Source organism: Maricaulis alexandrii (genome assembly GCF_005871165.1).
GTDB lineage: Bacteria > Pseudomonadota > Alphaproteobacteria > Caulobacterales > Maricaulaceae > Maricaulis > Maricaulis alexandrii.
Genome location: NZ_SWKP01000008.1, coordinates 204,143 through 227,387, shown reverse-complemented (window position 1 = coordinate 227,387; position 23,245 = coordinate 204,143). Strand labels below are relative to the sequence as shown.

Below are 23,245 nucleotides of genomic sequence, written 5' to 3'. Positions count from 1 at the left end.
GCCCCATCGCTGGACTTCGGGGAAACCGGCCGGTCAGGCCGGTTTTTTCTTGGCCCGGTAGAGGGCGATCAGGGGCCAGCCGGCGGCGAGGAGACCGAATCCGGCCACGCCGAGCAGGCCATTCCACGGGAAGACCGGGTCGGGCAGGTAGAGCAGGCCCACGCCGGCGACCGCATTGAGGCTGCCATGGAAGGCGCCGGCCGCATAAACCCCGCCGCCGCGTTCGCGCAGCAGGGCGATATAGGGTGTCAGCAGGGTCGTGAAGGCGATCATGGCGGCCACCCCGCCCCAGCCCATGCCGGGATAATTGTACCCCATCAGGATGATCGGCGCGTGCCAGGCGCCCCAGATGACGCCACTGACCAGGGCCGCCGGCCAGAAACCGAGCGGAGCCAGTCGAGGCTGCAGCCAGCCGCGCCAGCCCAATTCCTCGCTGATCATCAGAATGGCGGTATTGGTGAGGATGCCGACCGGCACGCCAACAGCCAGCTGCAGCATCAGCAATGTGTCGGCCTCCATCGGCAGGTCTTCACCGGTGGCTTGCAGCACGGTCTCGGCCAGTTGTGTGGCCGCGTCGGCCGGCGCGGAGCGCGTCAGCAGCAGGACCAGAAGGCTGGACAGGCCGACCAGTATGATGGGCAGGATCCATCCCCAAACCGACCAGACCAGAACCGGCAGGACCCGGCCGGGTGCCAGGCCCAGGGCCTTCAGGCGGCGCCCCCGGTCAAACAGGATTGCGCAGGTCAGGGCGCCCAAGGCGGGTCCGAACATGAAGACGGTCAGGTAGAGCGTGGCCCAGACACCGGCCCCTTCCAACCCGCCATGAGCCTGCAGGCGCGCCGCCACCGCCCAGCTGAAACCGAAGGTGACAACGAGGAAGACGGCAATGGCGCGCATGACATCTCTCCTAAAGGGCGAGCAGGGCAATCAGGCCGAGGCCGAGGGCGATCCGGTAGATCACGAAGGGCAGGAAGCCGATCCGGTCAACCAGCTTCATGAGGATGGCGATCGCGGCCCAGGCGGCCAGGAAGGACAGGCCGGCCACGATCAACCCGTCCGTCAGACTGGCCCCGGCCTCGGCGCCGCGGGCCAGTTCCAGACCGGACACGAGGCCGAAGGCCGCGATGACGGGCACGGCCATCAGCATGGAGAAGCGAGCGCTTTCCGACCGTTTCAGGCCCAGGGCGCGGCCGGCGGTCATGGTGACACCGGAGCGCGAGGCGCCCGGGATCAGCGCGAAGAGCTGGGCCACGCCGATCAGGGCGGCCTGTTTGAAACTCATCGTCTCGATCGCGACGGTCTGCTTGCCATAGCGGTCAGCGAGCCAGAGCGGCAGGGCGAAGATCAGGGTCGAGGCGGCGATCACTGCTGGCGAGCGCAGCGCGTCCACCAGATCAAAGGCGTAAAGCCCGCCGGCGACAATGAAGACCGGCGGCATTGAGGCGGCGACGAGGAGGGCCAGTCGTCCGCCGGGTGTGACCTTGCCCGTCAGCAGGGCCAGCTTGCCCTGGGCGACATTGAGGATGTCTCGCCAGAAATAGACCAGGACAGCGACCAGGGACCCGGCATGGGCCATCACATCGATCAGCGGACCCTGATCCGCCTGACCCAGAACGCTGGGGGCGAGGATGAGATGGGCGGAAGAGGAAATCGGCAGGAATTCGGTGATGCCCTGAACCAGGGCCAGGACGACCAGATACACCAAGGACATGACGCAACTTCCCCTTGAAGACATGGCCAGTGTTGAACACTTGCCCCGGCTTGGGAAGGCCCGGGGCGCATTCTGGCGGCCAGGGGTGCCCGGCGGAGATTGACGCTGGCGCGCCGCACACCCTAAACCGCTTGAAGAAGGATGTGTCGCCCATGCCTCATGATCATGCAGCATCACCGGCCGGTCCGGGGCGTCTGAGCCCGGACGAGGCGCTGAAATATACCAGCCGGGCGACAGCGGCCTCTGTCGGCGTGGCGGCCATTCTGGCGATCACCAAGGGCGTGGTCTGGTGGATGTCGGGCTCGGTCGCCATCCTGGCCTCGGCCGCGGACAGCCTGCTCGACCTGACGGCCTCGCTCGCCGTCTATTTCTCGGTCCGCTATGCCGCCGAACCCGCTGATCCGGAACACCGCTACGGTCACGGCAAGGCAGAGGCTTTTGCCGGGATTTTCCAGGCGATCCTGGTGGCGGTCTCGGCGGCCCTGCTGATCCGGGAAGGCATTGACCACATCATTGACCCCCTGCCGCTGCGGGCCTCGCCCTGGGCATTGGGTGTGATGGGGCTGTCGATCACGCTGACGGTCGCGCTCCTGTGGGTGCAGACCCAGGCGGTGAAAAAGACCGGTTCTGTGGCGGTGGAAGGCGACCGGGCGCACTACTTCACGGACCTGGCCTCCAATCTCGTCGTGATCATCGGCATTCTGGGGTCCACCCTGCTGGGCTGGCTTTGGCTGGATGCCGTGGCGGCGCTGGGTGTGGCGGGCTGGCTGGGCTGGACGGCCTGGGGCGTGGCCCGCGGTGCGGGCGACCAGTTGATGGACCGGGAATTGCCCGAAGCCGATCGTGAGCAGATCCAGGCCATTGCCGAGAATGATCCGCGGATTATCGATATCCACCAATTGCGCACCCGTGCGGCCGGGCCACTGCTTCACATCCAGTTCCACATGGCGTTGCCGCCGGGGATCGCCCTGCGCGATGCCCATGCCATCCAGGTGGATTGCGAAAGACGGCTCCTGAAAGCCTATCCCGCCGCCGACATCATCATTCACGCCGATCCGCACGGCGAAGCGGAGCGTCATGGTGCGGACTTCTTCCGTCCCGAGGAGGAATGAGCCCATGTCTCACAGTCTCGCCATGATGGGAGCCTAGCCTGTGGCGGTGCGCACGCTTTTACACTGGCCCCTCGATCCTTTCTCGCGCCAGGTCCGCCTGGTCCTGGACGAGAAATCCCTGCGCCATGATTTGCAGGCCGAGGAGCCGTGGGAGCAGGCCGACTATCTCCTCTCGCTCAACCCGGCAGGCGGCACGCCCGTCCTGGTCGATGAGAGTGGCGGCGGGCGTCGCATTGTCGTCGAATGCCGCGCCATCCTGGAATATCTGGAAGAGACCACGCCCAGCCCGTGTCTCCTGCCGGGCGGGCCGGCCGAGCGCGCCGAGGCGCGGCGGCTGATGGACTGGTTCGACCGAAAATATGATGGTGAGGTCAACGCCTACCTCCTCCACGAAAAGCTGGAAAAACGCGTGCAGGCGCTGGGGGCGCCGGACCCGGCGGCGTTGCGAGCGGGGCGCGAGCATCTGCGCTGGCATCTCGACCACATGGCCTGGCTCCTGGAGACGCGCGATGGGTTGGCGGGGCCCCGCTACACGCTGGCCGACATCGCGGCCGCCGCGCATCTGTCCTGTGCCGACTATCTCGGTGATGTCCCCTGGGATGAATTCGAGCCGGTGAAGCACTGGTATCAACGGGTCAAATGCCGTCCGGCCTTCCGCGGCCTGCTCGCGGACAAATTGCCGGGCATGCCGCCGGCAGGGCATTATGCGGATCTGGATTTCTGAGGGGGAAATCAATGCGGTTCTTGAAATATGTGCTGGTCCTGGTCTGGATCAGCGTTGCACCGGTGCAGGCGCAACGCGCCCAGGACGAGCTGACGGCGGCGGCGCAATGGTCGCAAACGGCGACGGAAGTCCAGATGGGGCAATTGGCCCTGTTCGACCTCGTGGACCTGTTCGACGAGGTTTTCATGGCGTGGGATGCCGGGGAGATCGGCGATGCCGAGGCAGAATCGCGCCTGGTGGCGCTGAGGGCGCAGCTCGATGCGGCCCGACGGGGTGTCATTGCCCAGGCCGAGGCCCTGCCGCCACCGCCGCGCTTCAGGACTCTGCGGGCCATCCAGCCCGCCTATCAGACCATGTATGACTCGATCGGAGACGGCGTGGCGCTGACGGACACGTTCGTTGACGCGATCGGCAATGTCTATGAGACGGTCCAGCAGGGGGGCGATTACGACGAAACCCAACTGGCGCTCATCGTCTTCGACTCCGGTGATGCCTTCATCCGGCAGCAGCAATCCCTTTTCCGTGCCGTGTCCCTGCAATTGCCGGGTGACTCACCGCGTGGCTCCGAATTGCGTGCCGGGGTCGCCGGCTATGATGGCCTGTTGGCCCTGAACAATGCCAACCGGCAAATCACGGTGGACGGGTCGTTCACCAATGCCGGTGATGAAATCACGGCCTTGCGGACAGCCGTTGAGACCATTCGCAGTGAAGTCCGGTCCGGTCTGGACCGGCTGCGGACGACGCGGGATACCCTGCGAATGCTCCGTTCCCAAGGGCGCGAGGCGCGTCAGATGGCGGATTTGGGTCTGGAAGTCTTCTCCACCTATGAGGAGACCTTCGACAATCACCTCGGGATCGCGGAGGCTCTGTCCCGGGCTGCCGACGCCATGGAGCGGGGATCGCCCATGGTGGAACTGGATATCGAAACCACGCTGATCGAGTTCGAGCGCCTGGAGATGGCCAATGCCACCCTGCAGTCGGCGCGGATGGCGCGCATCAGTCAGTAGAGGTCATGGAACGCCCCGCCCTCAAAACCCTCGCTGCCGAGATCGGCTTCACCGATGCCCGTATCTGCCGGGCGGACGAGGCGTGGGATGCGGGGGCGCGGCTGGCCGAGTTCGTGGCCGAAGGCCGGCACGGCACGATGGCGTGGATGGAAGAGACGCTGGAACGCCGCCAGCACCCGACTGCCATGTGGCCGGATGCGAAATCGGCAGTCGTGGTGGCGATGAATTACGGGCCGGATGCCGATCCGCTGCCGCTGCTGGAACGCAAATCCGAGGGCGTGATCTCGGTCTATGCGCAGAACAATGACTATCACGACCTGATCAAGAAGCGGCTCAAACAGCTGGCCCGGGCTTTCGTGGCGGAGACCGGCGCGGAGGTGAAGGTCTTTGTCGATACCGCGCCCTTGATGGAAAAACCGCTGGCGGCGAAGGCCGGCATGGGGTGGCAGGGCAAGCACACCAATCTGGTCAGCCGAGAGCACGGATCTTGGCTCTTCCTGGGCGTGATGCTGACCACGGCAGAGCTGGAACCAGATGCCGGTGAAACCGATCATTGCGGCTCTTGCCGGGCCTGTCTGGACATCTGTCCGACCGACGCCTTCCCCGGGCCCTACCAGATCGATGCGCGGCGCTGCATTTCCTACCTGACCATCGAGCACAAGGACCCGATCCCGGAGGAATTCCGTCCGATGATGGGCAATCGGATCTATGGCTGTGATGATTGCTTGGCCGTGTGTCCCTGGAACAAGTTTGCGGCCACGGCCCGCGAGGCGGCTTTTCATCCGCGGGCGGAGCTCAAAGGGCCCTTGCTGTCGGAACTGGCGGCACTGGATGACACGGAATTCCGCCAGGTTTTCACGGCCTCGCCGATCAAGCGGATCGGGCGGGACCGCTTTGTCCGGAATGTTCTGATTGCGATCGGCAATTCGCAGGATGAGAGCTTGGTGCCCCGCGTCGAGTCCTTGCTGGCGGACGCGTCACCCCTGGTGCGGGGCATGGCAGTCTGGGCCCTATCCCGTCTGGCGCCCGGAAAAGCCGCCCAGCGCGCCGGTGCGGCACTGGCGGACGAGGCGGATCCGCATGTCCGCTCCGAATGGGGTGCGGCTGCACATCCATGACGTTAAGTTGAGAGCTTGTTAGCCTTTTTCCGTTAGGTCGAGCGACTTGGGTCAAGTCGACGCGTTCGGGGGAGCGATCAATTGACGAGTTCCGGGGGAGATGTGCCATTCGCACCGGCGGATACGTCCGCGCGCAGTTCGCGTGTGTCGGTTCTGGTGTGCGAGCACAGTCAGGTTCAACTCCGAATTCTCTCCGAGGCCGTCCGGGCTGCCGGCTATGAAGTTCACACGGCGAACACCGCCGACGACGCGCTGGGGCTGCTGCGTCTCATGCCGATCGACATTTTCCTGACCGGGATCGAAGTGGGCGAAACCAGTGGTCTGGAAGCCTGCTGGCAGCTCAAGTCCAATCCTGAGACCGAGACCGTTTACACGATCGTGGTAACCGCATCGGGCCAGGAAAAGCGTCTCGAGGAATCCCTGGATGCCGGTGCCGATGACTTCATTCGCAAGCCGGTGAACATGACCGAGTTGCGGGCGCGCCTGCGGGCTGCGACCCGGCTGGTCCGGATGCAACGCCAGTTCCGCCGCATGGCGGAGACGGACGCCCTGACCGGCGCGGCCAACCGGCGCGCCTTCATGCAGTATCTGGAAAGCCAGGCGGATCTGGCCCGGCGGGGCGGTAACCCCCTGTCGGTGATCATGGTCGATCTCGACCATTTCAAGCGCATCAATGACACCTATGGCCATGCCTGCGGTGATCGCGTGCTGACCGGAACGGTCAAGGCCGTGCAGGCCTGCCTGCGCGAGCGTGACATGCTGGGCCGCCTGGGCGGTGAGGAATTTGCGGTCGTGCTGCCCGGCGCTCAGGGCGAGGCGGCAATCCGGGCGGCAGAACGGATCCGTACGGCGGTCTCCGGGCAGGTCTTCACCGATGACAAGGGCGAGCCGATCCCGGTCACGGCCAGTCTGGGCCTGGCGCTGACCGGCCATGATGATGTCATGGAAACGGCCGAAAGCCTGCTGCACATGGCCGATGAGGCGCTCTATGAAGCCAAGGGCGCGGGGCGCAATCGTGTCATGATCGCGCCGCCTCGCAGCGAAACGCCTCGCATCGCCGCCGTCGGCTAGTCGTCTGACTGGGCAGCGAGACGACGGGCTTCATTGATACGGCCCCGCAGAACCAGGGTTTCAATACGCTCCGGCTCCAGTTCGCGGGCCCGTTCCATATCAGCCCAGGCGCCGTCCAAATCCCCTGTCTCCAGCCGGTAGACACCACGCAAATGCCAGCCGATGGCCAGTTGAGGAACGCGCGTGATCAGCTCTTCGGCATCGCGGGACAGGGCGGGCCAGTCGGCCGCGTCCCGATGGAGCCGGGCGCGTCCGGTTCGGGTCAGGATGGCTGCCGGATTGATGGCCAGTGCCGCATCATAATTGGTCAGGGCGGCCTCGGTTTCGCCCAGGGCGGTCCGGCTTTCGGCAGCGAGGGTCAGAAAATCGACCCGCTCCTCGTCCACCATGCCGGCACGGCGTTCCGCGGCCAGTTCTTCCAGAATGGTGGCGGCCACACCGTGATCGTTCAGGGCGATGAAGGCATGGGCCTCGCAGACTTCCGCCGGCCAGCCGCCGCCTTCAATGCGCCAGGTCTGGGCCTCTTCCAGTGCCGCTGCCGCATCCTCGCCACTCAGGGCGATACAGGCCTGGTAACGCATGCGCTCATCCTGGCGCGCGCCGGTCTGGGCCAGAACGGACGGGGTGAAAGCCAGGGTCAGGGCCAGGACGGCAAAACGGGTCATCAACATACTCGCGACTGGACAGGGCCACGCTAGTTCTCGCAACGCCTGCCGTCCATCGCACGACGCGTTACAAAGGCATCATGCAGGGCGGGTTCAGCACGCCTGCCCGTTTGTTTTCAGCGGGAAGGTGTGAAACAAGAGACGTCTTCCTGCCCGCGCGACGTGTTCCCTTTCATGAAGATTCTCCAGGTCATTCCCGAACTCGATGCCGGCGGTGCCGAGCGGACGACGCTGGAAGTGGCGGAAGCCATCATCGCCGAGGGCGGCGAGGCCCTGGTCGCCAGTCAGGGCGGGCGGCTGGAAGGCGAATTGGAGGCGCTGGGCGGCCGGTTGGTCCGGATGCCACTGGCCTCCAAGAACCCGATCACCCTGTGGCAGAATACGAACCGGCTCGCAGCCCTGATCCGGAAAGAGGGGGTTGAGATCGTGCACGCCCGGTCCCGCGCGCCGGCCTGGAGCGCGAAATGGGCGAGCGACCGCACGCGTGTCCATTTCGTCACCACCTATCACGGAACCTATAATGCCCGCTCCGCGTTGAAGCGGCGGTATAATTCCGTCATGGCCCGGGGCGAGCTCGTTATCGCCAATTCCCAGTTCATCGCCGATCACATCACGCACGAACACCCCTTCGCCGCGCCCCGTGTCCGGGTGATTCCGCGTGGTGTGGAGCTGGAGCGCTTCAAGCGCAGCGCCGTGTCCGATGATCGCGTCTCGGCCCTGTCCGGCGCCTGGGATTTGCCGGAGGATCGCGCCGTCCTCCTCCTGCCGGGACGACTGACCGGATGGAAAGGCCAGCGTGAGGCGATCCGGGCGATGGGCCGGATCCGGCGCCATGGTGAAATCGATCAGCCGCTTCTCGTGCTGGCCGGTGATGCACAGGGCCGGGATGCCTATGTGGCGGAACTCCGCGACCTGATCCGCTCTGAAGACGTGACGGAAGATGTGCGCTTGGTCGGACATTGTACCGACATGCCGGCCGCCTTTGCGCTGAGCGACCTGGTCCTGACGCCGTCCAACGAGCCGGAAGCCTTCGGCCGGACCGCAGCCGAGGCGGGAGCCATGGAGGTTCCGGTCATCGCGGCGGATCATGGCGGTGCACAGGAGGTGATCCTGCATTCGGAGACCGGCTGGCGTGTCACGCCGGGGGATGATGAGGCTCTGGCGGCGGCCATTGAGGGCGCGCTCTGCCTGTCGCCCGAGGACCGTTCAGCCATGGGCGGCCGGGCACGTGACCATGTCAGTGAGCATTTTTCTACCGCGGCCCTGCAAGCTTCGACTTTGCGGGTCTATCATGAGGTTCTAAACTCGGTCCCATGAACGAACCGCAGCGTGACATCACCTACGTCCTGCATTGGGGCGATTTGGCCTCGACGGTGCGCATGCTTGCGGCTGCGCGGCAGATCCGCGACGTGTTCCGGCGCGACCGTATCATCCTGCTGACGACGCCGGACTATGAGAGCTTTCTCAAGCACAGCCCCTATTTCAACGCGATCGAGATCGACGCCTTGCCGGATACGCGTCCGATGGCCGGTCTGCGGGACAAGCGGATCAAGCTGACCAAGCCCAGCCGCGTGTTCGACCTGGTCGGTGACTCCGATTCCCGGAAACTCAAGAAGCTGTTCCGGTTCTCGCGCTGTCAGTGGGTCGAGGTCGCACCGACCGGCAAGACCGGCCAGCATCCGGTGGATGAGGTCGGCGGCAAGCTGAATGCCGTCCTCGGGACGGGGCCGGACCATTATCCGCTTGGCGGGGCTCCGGCACCGGATGCCAGCTGGGTTGATTTCCTGGCAAAGAAGTCCCGCATGCTGGATCCGGAATATTTCGGTCTCAACGGCCCGTTCGCGCTGCTGGCCCCGGCGGGCGATACAGTGAAGGCGCCCTTGCGCTGGCCGCAGGAAAAATGGGCGGCCCTGGCGCATGAGCTGCAGCAGGCCGGCATCACGCCCGCCATAGTCGGCGGGCCGGACACGCGGGATGTGGGCCGCCATGTCGCGCATGTCACGCCGGGTGCCCGCGACATAACCGGCAAGGCCAAGCTGGCCCAGCTGGCCGGGCTGGCCCGGCATGCGAGCTTTGTCTTCGGCGAGGATACGCCGCTCCTGCATCTCCTGGTCGCGTCCGGGGCTCCGGCGCTGGCCCTTTACGGCAATGTCGAGGATCCTGCGCTGATTGCCCCGCGCGGCGAGGAACCGGTGATCCTGATGCACGCCACGACCCTGGCCCAGGTGACGCCGGAAGAGGCTATCGCGGCGATGAAGTTTGCCGGCGGATTCAACCGGGAACCGGCCGCCGCGTGACGCGGCATTACCGATCCCGGCTTGATTCAGCAGCCCCAAAACCCCAGTTACAGGCCAGCGCGCTTGCCAAATGTGCTCATTTGACCATAGTGCGCGGCTTCCCGACCGGCCACCGGCGTGAATTGCCGCTTTGGACTTGATCCGGCGACGGCTCGGAGGGATTAGTATGCTTCAGCTTGAAGGGCCACAAGGGAGACAAGGCCATAGCCCGTAGACCGCACCAGGCGCAACCGCCCAAGAAAGAGGGGCCGCGCACCAACCGGGATATCCGCGTACCGCGGGTCCTCCTGATCGACGAAAACGGCGAAAAACAAGGCATCATGCCTGTCGAGGCAGCCCTTGAGGCCGCCGAAGAAGTGGGACTCGATCTTGTCGAAGTGTCCCCGAATGCTGATCCGCCGGTCTGCAAGATCGTCGATTACGGCAAGCTGAAATACCAGGAACAAAAGAAAAAGGCCGAGGCCAAGAAGAAGCAGAAGACCGTCGAGATCAAAGAGATCAAGATGCGTCCGAACATCGACATTCACGACTATCAGGTGAAGACGAAGGCGATGACGCGCTTTTTCGAGGCGGGCGACAAGGTCAAGGTGACCCTGCGCTTCCGGGGCCGCGAAATGGCGCACCAGGACCGCGGCATGGATATCATGAACCGGGTCAAGGAAGACTTCGCCGAAGTGGCCAAGGTGGAATTCGAGCCGAAGCTCGAAGGTCGTCTGATGGTCATGGTGATGGCGCCGCGCTGATCGGCCCGACCTTCATCACACACGAAAACGGCGCCCCGCGGGGCGCCGTTTTTGATTCCGGATCAGGCCGGTTTGCCGGCGCCCTTGTCGGCATCGTCCGCCCCGTGTTCCTCGACATGCTCCAGCTCGTCGGTGCGGGCGAGTTGCGGGAAAAGTCTGAACCAGGCCGCAGCGGTGACCAGGGCCAGGACGCCGCCCATCAGGACGGCCCCGATCGGCCCCAGGAAGCGGGCGGCCACACCACTTTCGAACTCGCCCAGCTCGTTGGACGCCGAGATGAAGATGAACTCGACCGAGGAGACCCGGCCGCGCATGTCCATGGGCGTGGCGAGCTGGATGATGGATTGGCGGATGAAGACCGAAATCATGTCCGCCGCGCCGGTGATGGCCAAGGCGATCAGGGACAGGAGGAGGACGGTCGACAGGGCAAAGCCGATCATGGCGATGCCGTAGACGGCGATGGCGCCGAGCATCCACAGGCCGATCTTCCGGGTCAGGGGGCGGGTGGCCAGTAGGAAGGCGACAATCGCCGCTCCCACGGCCGGCGCTGTCCGGAGCAGGCCGAGCCCGACCGTGTCCGTCATCAGCACATCGCGGGCGAAGACCGGGAGCAGGGCCGTCACGCCGCCGAACAGGACGACGACCAGATCCAGGGAAATGGCGCCGAGCACGATCTTGTTGTCGCGCACATAGCGCAGACCCTGCAGCGTCATCTTCCAGCCCGACTGGCCGGTGATCTTTTCGTGCGACGGGGTTCTCGCAGTGGCGATGGCCAGGGTGGCGAGGAGGAGCAGGCCGGCGCTGACGAGATAGACCGTCGACGGTCCCAGAATGTAGAGCAGCCCGCCCAGGGCCGGGCCGCCAATGGCCGCGCCCTGGAAGCCCAGTGAGTTCCAGGCGATCGCCTGCCGCATGTCTTCGCGCGGCACGATGCGGGGCAGGAGGGCGCTGGCAGCGGCCGGTGAGAAGGCATGCATCACACCCAGCAGAATGGCCGCTCCGAACACCAGCCAGAGCGTCATCTCATTGGCGTAAAACGGGCTGATCGCCAGAACCAGGGCGCAGGCCACGCGGACCAGATTGGTCACGACGAGGATGAGTTTGCGGTCCAGCCGGTCGGCCGCCTGACCGCCCACCAGTGACAGGAAGAAGACCGGTGCGAACTGGGCCAGACCGACAAAGCCGAGCATGAGCGCGGACTCCTCGATCGACCGGGTTTCGCGGGCCACATCATAGACCTGCCAGCCGATCGCCACGGCCTGCATCTGCCGGGCGGCCGACAGGGATTGGCGCATGATCCAGTAGTGCCGGTAGGGCTGGTGGCGAAAAATGTCGAGCGAGGGGGTCAGCATGCGGCGCGTCCTGTTGGTGCGCGCAAGCTATAACCCCTCTTCCCGGAAGGGAATCCCGGCTGGCATCCGGCCCGTACCCGGCTGCGGCAAGCCGACCGGTTTACCCCGACTGAAAATCCGGTCATGACAGGGTTCGTCCAGACCGTAACGGATCAAGCCCATGCTGACCTGGCGCCGTCATCGCACTGCCCGTACGCGCCATGCGCTGAAATTGCGGGCTGTCAGTGGTCTCCTGTCCAGCCGGCTCTGGGCACAGATCCTGATCGCCATGGTCGGGGGTGTCGCGCTGGGCGCGCTGTTGGCCCCGAGTGTCGGCAGTGTCGTGTCCGTCTCGATTGCGCAAGCCAATGAGTTGGGACCCTGGCTGCGCCTTCCGGGCCTGGTATTCCTCAACCTGATCCAGATGGTGGTGATCGCTCTGGTCACCTCCTCCATCATATTGGGCATTTGCGCCTCGGGGGATGCGGCCATGTTGCGGCGGGTCGCCAGTCGCATCCTGCCCTATTTTCTCGCGACCACGACCCTGGCCGTCCTGCTGGGCGCCGGTGTGGCCCTGTGGGTCGCACCGGGCACACTGGTGGACCCCGGCGTGCTCGGGCACATGCCGGTTGACGCCGTGCCGGACATCGAGGAAACAGCGGTCGCTGCGGTTCCGGCATCCGATGCGATTGTCGAAGGGCTGGCCGCCTTGATCCCGGCCAATCTGTCGTCGGCGCTCCTGACCCAGAACATGCTGCAGATCGTGATCGCGGCTGTCCTCGCCGGTGTTGCCCTGGTCAGCCTGGATGCGGAGCGGACCCGTCCGCTGATCCATCTCGTCCAGGTGGTCCAGGAAGCGGCTCTGGTGATCGTGGGCTGGGCGATGAGGCTGGCGCCGATCGCCGTGTTCGGCCTCATCTGTGACTTCGTGATGCGGGTCGGACTGTCCGCCCTGGTCTCCCTGTCCGCCTATATCCTGTGCGTGCTGGGCGGGCTGGTCCTGCTTCTGCTGGTCTATCTGCTGATTGTACTGGTCCTGGGGCGGCGCAATCCGGTGCATTTCCTGCGTCAGGTCCTCGATGCACAGCTTCTGGCTTTTTCCACGTCGAGCTCGGCCGCGACCATGCCGCTCTCGCTCAAAATCGCCGAGACACGCTTGAAAGTGCGCCCGGCGATCAGCCGGTTCATCATCCCGCTGGGTGCGACGGTGAACATGGATGGCACCGCGCTTTACCAGACGGTGGCCGCCCTGTTCATGGCGCAGCTCTTCCAGGTCGACCTGTCCGTGGCCGACTTCATCCTGCTTGCCGTGACGGTGATCGGCGCCTCCATCGGCAGTCCCTCTACGCCCGGTGTCGGGATCGTCATTCTGACCGGCGTCCTGGCCTCGATCGGCATTCCACCGGCCGGTGTGGCGGTGCTGCTGGGTGTGGACCGGATTCTCGATATGTGCCGGACGGCCGTGAACGTCACCGGCGACCTGACGGCCTGCACCGTGATGGACCGCTGGATCGAGGAGGCGGATACCAAGGCGGAGGAAGACGAGGAAGCGGAAGAAGGCCCGGCTGAAGCGTCGGAGGCGCTGGGGCCAGCGACGGACACGGAGAAATAGGGCGGGATGGTGCCGATCCCGTTCAGCGCGCATTCAGGCCGCTTGTTTTGGGATGCAATCGACCGGAAAGAATGCTGAAATAGGGACATCTCACTAGGGGGAGATCGAGAATGAAACTTCAATTGATGACTGGCGTTGCCTTGGCTGCAGCGCTCTTTTCCGCGCAGGCCCACGCCCAGGATCCCTCGGCGGCGCCCGCCTACGGGTCGATGCAGCTGAGTTCCGGTTTCGCACCGGATCCGGTCTCGGTCGGGCTGCGGGCCGGGGGCGCGATTGATGCCGCGCAGGCGTCCGACATGTGCTGGGGCTATATCACGCACCAGCCCTCCTACAATCTGGACTTCCAGGCCGGCAATGCCTTCGACCTGTATCTGTCGGCCGTGTCCGACGTGGATACGGTTCTGGTCGTGCATCAGCCCGATGGCAGCTGGTCCTGCAATGATGACGGCGACGGGATCGGTCTCAACTCCGGTGTCATGATCGAGAACCCGCAATCGGGCACCTATAACATTTGGGTCGGCACTTACGGGTCGGGCGTCGGTTATGAGCCGGCCATGCTCCATATTTCCGAACTCGCCTTCTCCACCGATAATGTTTATTCGCGCGCACCGAACGCCGCTCTGGCGCCGGAACATGGCTCGGCCAACCTGCGCGCCGGTTTCCGTCCGGACCCGCGGACCTTCCCGGTCCAGGCGGGTGGTGATGTCGACCTGTCCCGCAATACCGCCTCCTGCTGGGGTCATGCTGACCAGGCGCCGGACCTGTGGGTCGATTATGAGGCCAATGACGAACGCCGCCTCTACTTCTCCATGGAATCCGAGAGCGACACCACGCTGATGGTGGAAGGCCCGAATGGCCAGATGTTCTGCAGCGATGACGAAGTGGGTCTGAATCCGGGTATCCGGATCGATGAGCCCGAATCCGGTCGCTACGCGGTCTGGGCGGCACGCTATTCCGACGGCGCGGATGTCCCGGCGACCGTCTATGTGTCCGAAACGGGCTATCTCGGCACGGTCGATACGCCGCCGGTCTTCGATTACTCCCTGCCGTCCAATTACGGTTCGACCGAGCTGACAGCGGGCTTTGCCCCGGACCCTTACAATGTGTCCCTGCAGGCGGGCGGCGATGTGCCGGCCTCTGAAGCGGTTGATGCGTCCTGCCGTGGCTATGCCACGACGGCCCCGGACTACGACGTCACCTACACGGCCGGCGACTTCGACCTGTACATCTCCGCCACGGCGGACCGGGATGCGACGCTGATCGTCAATGCCCCGGACGGGTCCTGGTGGTGTGATGATGACAGCGCCGGCGATCTCAATCCGGGTCTGGTCTTCGACAATCCCCAATCGGGCCGCTACGACATCTGGGTCGGCACCTATTCGGAAGGCCCGGCGGCCGATGCCACCCTGCACATTTCCGAACTGGGCTGGGGCAGTGAATTCATGCCGAGCCCGCAGCTCGACTTCTCGCTGGAGAGCAATTACGGCAGCGTTGAGCTGACCGGCGGCTTCACGCCGGATCCCTATGTCGTCGACCTCGTGGCCGGCGGAGACATCGCCGCTGAAGAGGGCGCCGATCAAACCTGCCGCGGCTATGTCACGGCGCAGCCGGACTTCGAACTGAGCTTCGAGCCGGGCATGCTGGATCTCTACATCTCGGCCCTGTCCGACAGCGATACCACGCTCGTGATCAATGATCCGTCGGGCAATTGGGTCTGCAATGATGACGGGTCCGAAGGGCTCAATCCGGGCATCCATTTCGAAGAGCCGCAGGCCGGTGTCTATGACATCTGGGTCGGCACTTATTGGGAAGGCGAGGGGGCTCCGGCACAGCTGGCCATTTCCGAGCTGGGCTTCCTGCAGCCGGAATAATACCGGTTTCAATCGAATGGAGAGCGGGGCGGCTTGCGGGCGGCCCCGCTCTTTTTGTCTGGCTGATAAAAAAACACTCCCGGGCGGTTTCCAAACCCGGAACGTTATACTATATCACTGACATCAGCCCGATACGGATCCCATGGCGCACAACCCCCTGTCTTCGAACCCGGCCCCCAAGGCCCCGCACACGCACCGCAATACGCTGGATGCGACCGGCGTCGGCTTGTCCTTCATCTGCATGCTGCACTGTCTTCTCCTGCCGGCCGCCGCGTCTGCCGCGCCCATGCTGGCGCCCGAGCTGGGTGAGGTCGTGGGTCTGAGCCATGACTGGCACCTGGTCCTGCTCGCTTTGGCGGCGCCGGTCTCGCTGCTCGGCCTGGGCTGGGGTGTGCGCAATGTTCGGGGCGGATGGCAATTGTTTGCCGTCGGCCTGTTCGGTCTCGCCCTGATGGCGATCGGTGCCAGTCATATCGTGCCGCGCCTGGCGGAAACCATCCTGACCCTGAGCGGTGTCACCATTCTGGCCGTGGCGCATTTCGTGAACTGGCGCCGGCGCAGCCGCGCCGGTCATGATCATGAGCGCGATTGCGGCATGTGCGAGCATGACCACGCCTGATCCGGCCTGTCCGCCAGACTCCCTTTCGTCCTTGCATTTGAGGCAATGGCGCGTATAAACCCCCGCTTCCAACACCAGCCGTCCGGGCCGATTTCGACATGCCCGCCGGCTGAACCATCCACCGGGACGCCTCGCGCGCCTCTACGAAGGAGATGCAAATGTCGAAGATGAAGACGAAGAGCGGCGCGAAAAAGCGCTTCAAGCTCACCGCCACGGGCAAGATCAAGGCCGGCCAGGCAGGCAAGCGCCACGGCATGATCAAGCGTACTCCCAAGCAGATCCGCAACAAGCGCGGCCAGGTCGTCCTGTCGCCGCAAGATGCGCGCATCGTCAAGAAGTACATCCCGAACGGCCTTTAAGCCGCGGTTTTCGAGCTAGGAGCCCTTAGACATGTCTCGAGTCACGTCCGGTCCGGCGACCGCCAAACGCCACAAGAAAGTCATCAAAGCGGCCAAAGGCTATTATGGCCGCCGCAAGAACACCTTCCGCGCTGCCGTCCAGGCTGTGGAGAAGGCCGGCCAGTACGCCTATCGCGACCGCCGCGCCAAGAAACGCAATTTCCGCGCTCTCTGGATCCAGCGCATCAATGCCGGTGCCCGCGAGCACGGCATGAGCTATTCGGTCTTCATGAACGGTCTGAACAAGGCCGGCATCGAAGTCGACCGCAAGGTCCTGTCCGACATCGCGATCCGCGAACCGGAAGCCTTCAAGGCCCTGGTCGACCAGGCCCGCGCGGCTCTGGCCTAAGCGGTCAGACACGGAATTTGAAAAGGCCCGTCAGCGACACGCTGGCGGGCCTTTTTCTTGTCCGGTTCCCGCCTTTATCCGCCGTCCTTGAGATAGTCCGGTAGATCATCATCGATCCATTTGCGCCGGAAGAAGTCCATGCGGGAGCGGACCGAGGGGCGTTTCTCGGCTTTGAGGTGTTCCCATGTCTCCGCCGGGAAGGCGTCGGGGCCCAGCCGGATCAGCGCCTCGGCTGCCAGGGCGCGGATGGAGGCGGTCCGGTCGCGGGCCGCTGCAGCAAAGACGCGTGGGATGTCCGGATGAATCGTGAGGGGCCGGTGTTCGAGGGCAGGGTCGGGTCGGCCCGGCAGTCGGAAGTCGGCGGGGCTTGGTGATCGCTTCCAGTAAACCTCGCCCTGCAACAACGCCGCCGTCGCGGCCCGCCTGATCCCGTTCGCGCGGGCCTCCAGGGACAATGTTTCCAGATGCGGGTCAATCCAGCGATACTTGGCCAGTGTCCTGAATATACGCGTGGTGGGACCGGCCATCAGGCTCGACAGCATTGAGATGGCGGCGGAGCGTGCCTCTTCCACAGTGAAGACCTGATCCAGAAGCTCAGACTCCGGCAGGCTCGAGACCACCCCGTTCACCACCCGGTAGCGTCGCCAGCTGGGCGAACGCCGGATGAGAACCGGGAGTGCCGACTCTAGAACATAGGGTTCGGCGCGTGGCAGGAGGTCGAGCAAGCGGGCGAGGGCGCGCTCGCGGACAGGCTCGACCCAGTCATTGGTGCGGGCGGCCAGAACGATGATGGTGAAGGCAGTCAAATGTCCCGGCGACAACGCCTCGATCGCCGCCTGGCGCACATGGCCATTCGGGTGGAACAGGTAGGCCGGGACGATTTCGGCTTGCACGTGGAAGGTCTGCTGCGCAAAGCGCCCGGCCATCTCCCGCGGAAGCAGGCGCCGGTCTTCATGAAAGGCCGGGAAGGCGTGGCGGTAGTGATCCCTGAAATGGATCAATTGTTTGCCGGAGCGAAGCGCCAGCAGGGTCGCGGCGGTTTGCTGGCGTTTTTCGGGGGTGTCGGCTGAGGGGAGCCCTTGTCGGGTCGGGGCTTTGGCGCGAACAGGTGACAGGCCGAACAGGGAGCGCAGGAAAGTCCACATCGGTGTTGTTGTCTCGCCCGCCATCCAGTTACCGGTCGCTAGCCTAAACAGGACCGGTACGGGCGGGCAATGCGCCCATTGCGGCTCGTTTTCACAATCCCGGTCCTCGAGCCGTCACTCCCGGTCGACAGCCCTGACACCAGCGGCTAAATCCAGTCCTGAACGCAAGGCCCGTATTTCAGGGACAATACGACATGACCGACACTTCCAATCTCGACACGCTTGAAGCCGAGGTGCGCAGCCAGATCGATGGCGCGACCGATGAAGCCGGGCTGGACGCGGTGCGCGTCTCGGCGCTGGGCAAGAAGGGCTCCGTGTCGCTGATGATGCGCGAACTGGGCAAGATGAGCCCGGAAGAGCGCCAGGTGATGGGTCCGGCCCTGAACGGGCTGAAGACCCGGCTGAACGACGCCATCGAGGCCCGCAAGGCCGATCTGGAAAACGCCGCGCTCAACGCGGCCCTGGCGTCTGAGACCGTCGACGTCTCCCTGCCGGTGCGTCCGGAGCAGACCGGCACGCTGCACCCGATCACCCAGGTGATGGAAGAACTCGCCGTAATCTTCGCGGATATGGGTTTTGCCGTCGCGGAAGGGCCGGACGTGGAAGATGACTTTCACAATTTCACCGCCCTGAACTTCCCGGAAGGTCACCCGGCGCGCGACACCCAGGACACCTTCTTCATGAAGCCGGATGCCGAGGGCCTGCGCAAAGTCCTGCGCACGCACACTTCGCCGGTCCAGATCCGCACCATGCTCAAAGGCGATACCCCGATCCGCATCATCGCGCCGGGCCGCGTCTATCGCTGTGACTGGGACCAGACCCACACGCCCATGTTCCACCAGGTCGAGGGCCTTGTGATCGACAAGGAAACCCATATGGGCCACCTCAAGGGCGTGCTGCTGGACTTCATCGCGGCCTTCTTCGAGACCGACCAGGTGGAAGCCCGCTTCCGCCCGCACCACTTCCCCTTCACCGAACCGTCGGCGGAGATGGATGTGCGCTATGAGCGCGTCGGCGATGCGGTGAAAGTCGGCTCCGGCGACAAATGGATGGAAATCCTCGGCTGCGGCATGGTCCACCCGAATGTGATCCGTAATTGCGGCCTCGATCCGGACGAGTACCAGGGCTTCGCCTTCGGCATGGGCGTGGACCGTCTCGCCATGCTGAAATACGGCGCACCGGACCTGCGCGACTATTTCAACTCCGACGTCCGCTGGCTGGCCCATTACGGCTTCTCGCCGCTGCTTCAGGCGAATTTGGCGACGGGTTTGAGCTGATGGCGTTCGAGCTGGAGAATGAAGGCGTTCGCCTGTCCCTCCAGTTGGGGGCGCAGGACGACGCAGGTGTTGAGGCTGAAATCCGGCTGGAGACCCGGATGGGGGTTCTTAAGTACGGCGACGTATTTCCGCGATTTGACCTCTTCTTGAAAGATCTATCGGCCTTCCATCAGACGCTGGATGGCCAGGTCGACTTGCGTGGCTATTACGGCTTTTTGCTTCGGATCAGCCACTTGTCTTGTGGCCAGTTGTCGATTGAAGCCGTCATTGATGACCCGACGTTTGAGAATGTGGTTGTCAGAGCCAAGTTGCGGTCGGATCAAAGCTTCATACCGCAGTGGATATCGGCCTTTCGGCAAGACATGAAAGTATCTTTGGGGGCTTCGTGATGTGGCGCTGGCTCACCCATAACCACCAGACCTTGACCGGGGTCGGCGCGATGCTCGTGGGTGTCGCGGCCTTGTTCGTGGCCTGGGACCAGGGGCGGGTGATGCGGGCGCAACAGCATGGCGCGGTTGTGCCCGTCCTGCAGATCGACGGCTTTATCCAGTCTACGCCCGAGGCCCGCAATATTGGCCTGCGCATCGTCAATCACGGTGTCGGCCCGGCCATGATCGAACGTGTCGTGCTGGTGCGCGATGGGGTGGAAGTGTCTGACTTCACGGGCCTGATCGAGCTGTTGCCGGCGGGGTTTGACCGGTCCTGGTCCAGCATCAATGGCCGGGCTCTCGCCCCGGGCGGCGAAGTGGAACCTGTGACCTTCTCCTGGTCGCGCGGCGATCTGGACGATAATGGCCTCAACGACTTGCTCGACGAGTGGAGTCACTGGGGTGTGGTCGCCTGCTATTGCTCGGTTTTCGACCGTTGCTGGCAGTCGACGTCGGACAATGAGGACCGTCTGCCGGTACGCCAGTGTGAAGCCGGTGACCGCTTTGACGTGTTCGAGCGCTTCGGCTCTGCTGACCGACCCGATCCGCAAGACACCCCGCAAGACGATACAAATTGAAACCCACGTGACGGCAGGAGCCGACGATGAAATTCCCGCTTTCCTGGCTGAAATACCATCTTGAAACGGATGCCACGCTCGACGAACTCGCCGAAGCCATGACCATGGCCGGGCTGGAGATCGAGCATATCGACAATCCGCTCGAGAAATTTGCCGACTTCTCCGTCTGTCACGTGATCGAGGCGGTCCAGCATCCGGATGCTGACAAGCTCAAGGTCTGCCGGGTCGCGACCAAGGATGGCGAGAAGCAGATCGTCTGCGGTGCCCCGAATGCCCGCACCGGCATGTATGCCGTCTACGCGCCGTTGGGCGCCTATATCCCGGGCCTCGACTTCGCGCTGGACAAGAAACCGCGCAAGATCCGCGGCGTGGAAAGCCACGGCATGATGTGTTCCGCACGCGAGCTGGAACTGGGCGAGGATCATGATGGCATCATCGATCTGCCGGAACCGTTCGATGTCGGCACGCCGGCCGTCGTCGCGCTGGGCCAGGATGATCCGGTCATCGATTTCGAAGTGACGCCGAACCGGCCGGACTGGCTGGGCGTGCGCGGCATTGCCCGCGACCTCGCCGCCACCGGCATCGGCACGCTGAAAACGCATGACATTCAGGACATTCCCGGCAGCTTCCCCTGTCCGGTGACGGTCGAGCTGGACTGGCCGGAAGCCTGTCCGGTCTTTGCCGGCCGCGTGATCCGCGGCGTGAAGAATGTTGAAAGCCCGGACTGGCTGAAGAAGGCCCTGAAATCGATCGGCCTGCGTCCGATCAACTTCCTCGCCGACATCACCAACATGATCTCCTATGACCGCTGCCGTCCGCTCCATGTCTATGACCTGGCGAAGCTGGACGGTCCGCTGCGTGCGCGCCGGGGTGCGGGCGACAGCGACCGTTTCGAGGCGCTGGACAACAAGGAATACGTGCCGGGCGAAGACCAGTGCGTGATTGCCGACAACAGCCATTGCCTCGGCTTCGGCGGGATCATGGGCGGCACCTATTCCGGTGTGTCCGCCGAAACGACGGATGTCTTCATCGAAAGCGCCTGGTTCGACCCGCTGATCACCCGCGCCACCGCCAAGGCGACCGGGATCGACAGTGATGCGAAATACCGGTTCGAGCGCGGCGTCGACCCGGCTTCGGTGAAGGCGGGGATCGAACAGGCCAGCGAGCTGATCCTGAAATTCTGCGGTGGCGAAGCCTCCGAGACGATGGTGTTCGGTGAGATTCCGAACCCGCCGGCGGACATCGAGTTCCCGATCGCCGAAGTGAACCGCCTGACCGGGCTCGATCTGCCGCGCGAAGAGATCGTGCGCATTCTGGAGACGCTGGGCTTTGCCCCGAAGGGGGAGGGCGATGTCCTGACCGTGGGTGTGCCGTCCTGGCGGATGGATTGTTCGCAGAAGGCTGATCTGGTCGAGGAAGTCGCCCGTATCCACGGCTTCGACAAGCTCGACACCGTCTCCCTGCCGCGCCCGCCTGTGCGTCGCGAAGCGCCGGCCACGCCGATGCAGCTGCGCGCCCGCTATGCCCGCCGTGCCCTGGCCGGCCGGGGTTATTCGGAAGCCGTGACCTGGTCCTTCTGCGAGAAGTCCCAGGCCGCCCTGTTCGGCGGCCATGGCGAAGGTCTGGAACTGGACAATCCGATCTCGTCGGAACTGGACGTGATGCGTCCGACCGCGCTGATCCATCTGCTCACGGCCATGCAGGCCAATACCGACAAGGGCCAGGATGACCCGCGCCTGTTTGAAGTGGGCCCGGTCTATCTGAGTGATGCGCCGGACGGTCAGCGCCTGGTCGCCAGCGGTGTGCGTCCGGTCGAGGCCGGCCGTCACTGGGCCGGCACCCGCGTGCCCGACGTGTTCGATGTAAAGGCTGATGCGCTGGCGGCCTTGGCCGCTGCGGGCGCGCCGGTGGACAATCTCCAGGTCGCCGCCGAGGCGCGGGACTGGTGGCATCCGGGCCGCTCCGGCGTTCTGCGTCTGGGGCCGAAGAATGTCCTCGCCGAGTTCGGCGAGATCCATCCGGCCATCCTGAAGGCGCTGGACATTGATGGCCGTGTGCTGGCCTTCGAGATCGTGCTCGACAATATCCCGATGCCGAAAAAGGCCTCCGGCCTGAAGGCCCGCGCGCAGCTGGACCGGGCCGAGCTGACGCCGGTGCGCCGCGACTTCGCCTTCCTGGTCGACAAGAGCGTGGCGGCCGATGCGCTGGTCCGGGCCGCCAAGGGTGCCGACAAGGCCCTGATCGCCGGCGTCACCGTGTTCGACACCTATGACGGCAAGGGCGTGCCCGACGGCCAGGTCTCCCTCGGTATCGAGGTCACCCTGCAGCCCAAGGACAAGACCCTGACCGACGAGGAGATCGACAAGGTCGCGGCGGCCATTGTCGCCAAGGTCGAGAAGGCAACCGGCGGCAGCCTGCGCGGGTGAGCCGGTGAGCTGGACTGTCCCGCCGGTTGAGGACCAGCCCCGTTTCGTGATCGAGGCGGTGCTGGCCGACCCGCTGGCGGTCCGCGTTCTGGACGGTGCGCGACGTCTGGAACTGCCGGATTACGCGCTCATGGCGGGCTCCGTCTACAAGGCGGTCTGGAATGCCCTGACCGGTCGTGAACCGGGCTATGGCATCAATGATTATGACCTCGCCTATTTCGACGGCAGCGATCTGAGCTGGGAAGCCGAGGATGCGGTCATTCGCCGGGTTGCACCGGAATTTGCCGGCTTTCCGGTTCCGGTGGAGGTGTGCAACCAGGCCCGCGTGCATCTCTGGTTCAATGACAAGTTCGGCACGGACCGGGCACCCTTGCGCAATACCGAGGACGCGCTCCGTCACTTCGCCTCGCTGACCCATGCGGTCGCGCTGCGTCTCGATGAAACCGGGGCACCGGACCTCTTGGCGCCGCTGGGGCTGGATGCGGTCTTTGACCGGACGGTCCGGCCCATGCCCGGGGTCGCCAATCCGGAGGGCTGGAACCGCAAATGCGATTCGCAGAAACGCCTCTGGCCAGAGCTGGACTTCATTCACGCCTGATTTTGGGCGAGTGATCCGGACAAAATTCGCGTGTCACGCGAAATCAAAATATTCTCGCGCTGATTGTACCGGATTCTTCCAGAATCCCGCCTCGAGCGTATGGCCGAGCCGGAATGCCACCGCTAGTATGGTTAATCAGGGGTAAAGCGTACCGGGGTTTTGGGG

At 64.4% G+C, this 23,245-nt stretch carries 23 protein-coding genes; 18 read left to right on the top strand and 5 right to left on the bottom strand.

Translation table 11 applies throughout. The features are described from left to right. Positions 1-33 precede the first annotated feature (33 nt). Positions 34-897 (bottom strand): CPBP family intramembrane glutamic endopeptidase, encoded by an 864-nt coding sequence (locus FCS99_RS12095; RefSeq protein ID WP_138512891.1) that lies wholly within the window; start codon positions 895-897, stop codon positions 34-36. 10 nt (positions 898-907) lie between these two features. Continuing rightward, a complete protein-coding gene (locus tag FCS99_RS12090) occupies positions 908-1,711 on the bottom strand; it encodes an undecaprenyl-diphosphate phosphatase (protein WP_138512889.1) in 804 nt (267 codons plus the stop codon). Between the two features lie 152 nt (positions 1,712-1,863). Between FCS99_RS12090 and FCS99_RS12085 the strand changes: the two genes are divergently transcribed. The 5 genes from FCS99_RS12085 to FCS99_RS12065 all read left to right on the top strand — a co-directional run bounded on the left by FCS99_RS12085 (position 1,864) and on the right by FCS99_RS12065 (position 6,743). Then, positions 1,864-2,823 (top strand): cation diffusion facilitator family transporter, encoded by a 960-nt coding sequence (locus FCS99_RS12085; RefSeq protein WP_138512887.1) that lies wholly within the window; start codon positions 1,864-1,866, stop codon positions 2,821-2,823. A 46-nt stretch (positions 2,824-2,869) separates the two neighbouring features. Further along, positions 2,870-3,547 (top strand): FtsZ-binding protein FzlA, encoded by a 678-nt coding sequence (gene fzlA, locus FCS99_RS12080; protein ID WP_407658286.1) that lies wholly within the window; start codon positions 2,870-2,872, stop codon positions 3,545-3,547. 11 nt (positions 3,548-3,558) lie between these two features. After that, entirely contained in the window at positions 3,559-4,554 is a 996-nt protein-coding gene (locus FCS99_RS12075) for a hypothetical protein (RefSeq protein WP_138512883.1), read from the top strand. 5 nt (positions 4,555-4,559) lie between these two features. Continuing rightward, the gene (gene queG, locus FCS99_RS12070) at positions 4,560-5,672 is read left to right on the top strand and encodes a tRNA epoxyqueuosine(34) reductase QueG (protein WP_138512881.1); all 1,113 of its coding nucleotides are present in this window, start codon (positions 4,560-4,562) and stop codon (positions 5,670-5,672) included. 102 nt (positions 5,673-5,774) lie between these two features. Then, on the top strand, positions 5,775-6,743 hold the full coding sequence (locus FCS99_RS12065; protein ID WP_138512880.1) for a GGDEF domain-containing response regulator: 969 nt from the start codon (positions 5,775-5,777) through the stop codon (positions 6,741-6,743). Here FCS99_RS12065 and FCS99_RS12060 read toward each other — a convergent pair. Further along, a complete protein-coding gene (locus tag FCS99_RS12060) occupies positions 6,740-7,408 on the bottom strand; it encodes a tetratricopeptide repeat protein (protein WP_138512878.1) in 669 nt (222 codons plus the stop codon). The genes FCS99_RS12065 and FCS99_RS12060 overlap by 4 nt on opposite strands. Positions 7,409-7,582: 174 nt before the next feature. Between FCS99_RS12060 and FCS99_RS12055 the strand changes: the two genes are divergently transcribed. The 3 genes from FCS99_RS12055 to infC all read left to right on the top strand — a co-directional run bounded on the left by FCS99_RS12055 (position 7,583) and on the right by infC (position 10,448). Beyond that, positions 7,583-8,725: a glycosyltransferase family 4 protein gene (locus tag FCS99_RS12055; protein WP_138512876.1), complete on the top strand. Its 1,143-nt coding sequence runs from the start codon at positions 7,583-7,585 to the stop codon at positions 8,723-8,725. Beyond that, entirely contained in the window at positions 8,722-9,705 is a 984-nt protein-coding gene (locus tag FCS99_RS12050; protein ID WP_138512874.1) for a glycosyltransferase family 9 protein, read from the top strand. Before FCS99_RS12055 ends, FCS99_RS12050 begins: the two co-directional genes overlap by 4 nt. A 203-nt stretch (positions 9,706-9,908) precedes the next feature. After that, positions 9,909-10,448, top strand: coding sequence for a translation initiation factor IF-3 (gene infC / locus FCS99_RS12045; protein ID WP_171036369.1), 540 nt, complete (start codon positions 9,909-9,911; stop codon positions 10,446-10,448). A 62-nt stretch (positions 10,449-10,510) separates the two neighbouring features. On the opposite strand, the gene FCS99_RS12040 is transcribed toward infC, so the two are convergent. Continuing rightward, a complete protein-coding gene (locus FCS99_RS12040; protein WP_138512871.1) occupies positions 10,511-11,800 on the bottom strand; it encodes an MFS transporter in 1,290 nt (429 codons plus the stop codon). A gap of 160 nt (positions 11,801-11,960) precedes the next feature. Here FCS99_RS12040 and FCS99_RS12035 point away from each other — a divergent pair, with 160 nt between their 5' ends. The 5 genes from FCS99_RS12035 (at position 11,961) to rplT (ending at position 16,628) form a co-directional block, all read left to right on the top strand. Then, the gene (locus FCS99_RS12035) at positions 11,961-13,391 is read left to right on the top strand and encodes a dicarboxylate/amino acid:cation symporter (RefSeq protein WP_138512869.1); all 1,431 of its coding nucleotides are present in this window, start codon (positions 11,961-11,963) and stop codon (positions 13,389-13,391) included. A gap of 110 nt (positions 13,392-13,501) precedes the next feature. Then, entirely contained in the window at positions 13,502-15,262 is a 1,761-nt protein-coding gene (locus tag FCS99_RS12030; protein WP_138512867.1) for a hypothetical protein, read from the top strand. Between the two features lie 142 nt (positions 15,263-15,404). After that, entirely contained in the window at positions 15,405-15,881 is a 477-nt protein-coding gene (locus FCS99_RS12025; protein ID WP_138512865.1) for a MerC domain-containing protein, read from the top strand. A 158-nt stretch (positions 15,882-16,039) separates the two neighbouring features. Continuing rightward, a complete protein-coding gene (rpmI, locus tag FCS99_RS12020; RefSeq protein ID WP_138512863.1) occupies positions 16,040-16,240 on the top strand; it encodes a 50S ribosomal protein L35 in 201 nt (66 codons plus the stop codon). A 31-nt stretch (positions 16,241-16,271) separates the two neighbouring features. Then, positions 16,272-16,628, top strand: a complete 357-nt coding sequence (rplT, locus tag FCS99_RS12015; protein WP_138512861.1) for a 50S ribosomal protein L20 — start codon at positions 16,272-16,274, stop codon at positions 16,626-16,628. Between the two features lie 74 nt (positions 16,629-16,702). On the opposite strand, the gene FCS99_RS12010 is transcribed toward rplT, so the two are convergent. Then, positions 16,703-17,797, bottom strand: coding sequence for a hypothetical protein (locus tag FCS99_RS12010; RefSeq protein ID WP_138512859.1), 1,095 nt, complete (start codon positions 17,795-17,797; stop codon positions 16,703-16,705). A gap of 170 nt (positions 17,798-17,967) precedes the next feature. Between FCS99_RS12010 and pheS the strand changes: the two genes are divergently transcribed. The 5 genes from pheS to FCS99_RS11985 are packed head-to-tail and all read left to right on the top strand — an operon-like array spanning position 17,968 to position 23,080. Further along, positions 17,968-19,050, top strand: a complete 1,083-nt coding sequence (pheS, locus tag FCS99_RS12005) for a phenylalanine--tRNA ligase subunit alpha (protein WP_138512857.1) — start codon at positions 17,968-17,970, stop codon at positions 19,048-19,050. After that, the gene (locus tag FCS99_RS12000; RefSeq protein ID WP_138512855.1) at positions 19,050-19,439 is read left to right on the top strand and encodes a hypothetical protein; all 390 of its coding nucleotides are present in this window, start codon (positions 19,050-19,052) and stop codon (positions 19,437-19,439) included. Before pheS ends, FCS99_RS12000 begins: the two co-directional genes overlap by 1 nt. Further along, entirely contained in the window at positions 19,439-20,056 is a 618-nt protein-coding gene (locus FCS99_RS11995) for a hypothetical protein (protein WP_138512853.1), read from the top strand. The genes FCS99_RS12000 and FCS99_RS11995 overlap by 1 nt, the downstream gene beginning before the upstream one ends. 26 nt (positions 20,057-20,082) lie before the next feature. After that, a complete protein-coding gene (pheT, locus tag FCS99_RS11990; RefSeq protein ID WP_138512851.1) occupies positions 20,083-22,482 on the top strand; it encodes a phenylalanine--tRNA ligase subunit beta in 2,400 nt (799 codons plus the stop codon). 4 nt (positions 22,483-22,486) lie between these two features. Then, positions 22,487-23,080 (top strand): nucleotidyltransferase family protein, encoded by a 594-nt coding sequence (locus FCS99_RS11985; protein WP_233352790.1) that lies wholly within the window; start codon positions 22,487-22,489, stop codon positions 23,078-23,080. The last annotated feature ends 165 nt before the right edge of the window (positions 23,081-23,245 follow it).

Excerpts from the sequence above, each read along its gene's own strand:
- rpmI (WP_138512863.1), top strand. The coding sequence starts at position 16,040 with ATGTCGAAGATGAAGACGAAGAGCGGCGCGAAAAAGCGCTTCAAGCTC.
- FCS99_RS12075 (WP_138512883.1), top strand. The coding sequence starts at position 3,559 with ATGCGGTTCTTGAAATATGTGCTGGTCCTGGTCTGGATCAGCGTTGCA.
- FCS99_RS12000 (WP_138512855.1), top strand. The coding sequence starts at position 19,050 with ATGGCGTTCGAGCTGGAGAATGAAGGCGTTCGCCTGTCCCTCCAGTTG.
- FCS99_RS12085 (WP_138512887.1), top strand. The coding sequence starts at position 1,864 with ATGCCTCATGATCATGCAGCATCACCGGCCGGTCCGGGGCGTCTGAGC.
- FCS99_RS12095 (WP_138512891.1), bottom strand. The coding sequence starts at position 897 with ATGCGCGCCATTGCCGTCTTCCTCGTTGTCACCTTCGGTTTCAGCTGG.
- FCS99_RS12050 (WP_138512874.1), top strand. The coding sequence starts at position 8,722 with ATGAACGAACCGCAGCGTGACATCACCTACGTCCTGCATTGGGGCGAT.
- pheT (WP_138512851.1), top strand. The coding sequence starts at position 20,083 with ATGAAATTCCCGCTTTCCTGGCTGAAATACCATCTTGAAACGGATGCC.
- FCS99_RS12040 (WP_138512871.1), bottom strand. The coding sequence starts at position 11,800 with ATGCTGACCCCCTCGCTCGACATTTTTCGCCACCAGCCCTACCGGCAC.
- FCS99_RS12060 (WP_138512878.1), bottom strand. The coding sequence starts at position 7,408 with ATGACCCGTTTTGCCGTCCTGGCCCTGACCCTGGCTTTCACCCCGTCC.
- FCS99_RS12025 (WP_138512865.1), top strand. The coding sequence starts at position 15,405 with ATGGCGCACAACCCCCTGTCTTCGAACCCGGCCCCCAAGGCCCCGCAC.
- FCS99_RS12090 (WP_138512889.1), bottom strand. The coding sequence starts at position 1,711 with ATGTCCTTGGTGTATCTGGTCGTCCTGGCCCTGGTTCAGGGCATCACC.
- FCS99_RS11995 (WP_138512853.1), top strand. The coding sequence starts at position 19,439 with ATGTGGCGCTGGCTCACCCATAACCACCAGACCTTGACCGGGGTCGGC.
- FCS99_RS12010 (WP_138512859.1), bottom strand. The coding sequence starts at position 17,797 with ATGGCGGGCGAGACAACAACACCGATGTGGACTTTCCTGCGCTCCCTG.
- FCS99_RS12055 (WP_138512876.1), top strand. The coding sequence starts at position 7,583 with ATGAAGATTCTCCAGGTCATTCCCGAACTCGATGCCGGCGGTGCCGAG.
- queG (WP_138512881.1), top strand. The coding sequence starts at position 4,560 with ATGGAACGCCCCGCCCTCAAAACCCTCGCTGCCGAGATCGGCTTCACC.
- rplT (WP_138512861.1), top strand. The coding sequence starts at position 16,272 with ATGTCTCGAGTCACGTCCGGTCCGGCGACCGCCAAACGCCACAAGAAA.
- FCS99_RS12035 (WP_138512869.1), top strand. The coding sequence starts at position 11,961 with ATGCTGACCTGGCGCCGTCATCGCACTGCCCGTACGCGCCATGCGCTG.
- pheS (WP_138512857.1), top strand. The coding sequence starts at position 17,968 with ATGACCGACACTTCCAATCTCGACACGCTTGAAGCCGAGGTGCGCAGC.
- FCS99_RS12030 (WP_138512867.1), top strand. The coding sequence starts at position 13,502 with ATGAAACTTCAATTGATGACTGGCGTTGCCTTGGCTGCAGCGCTCTTT.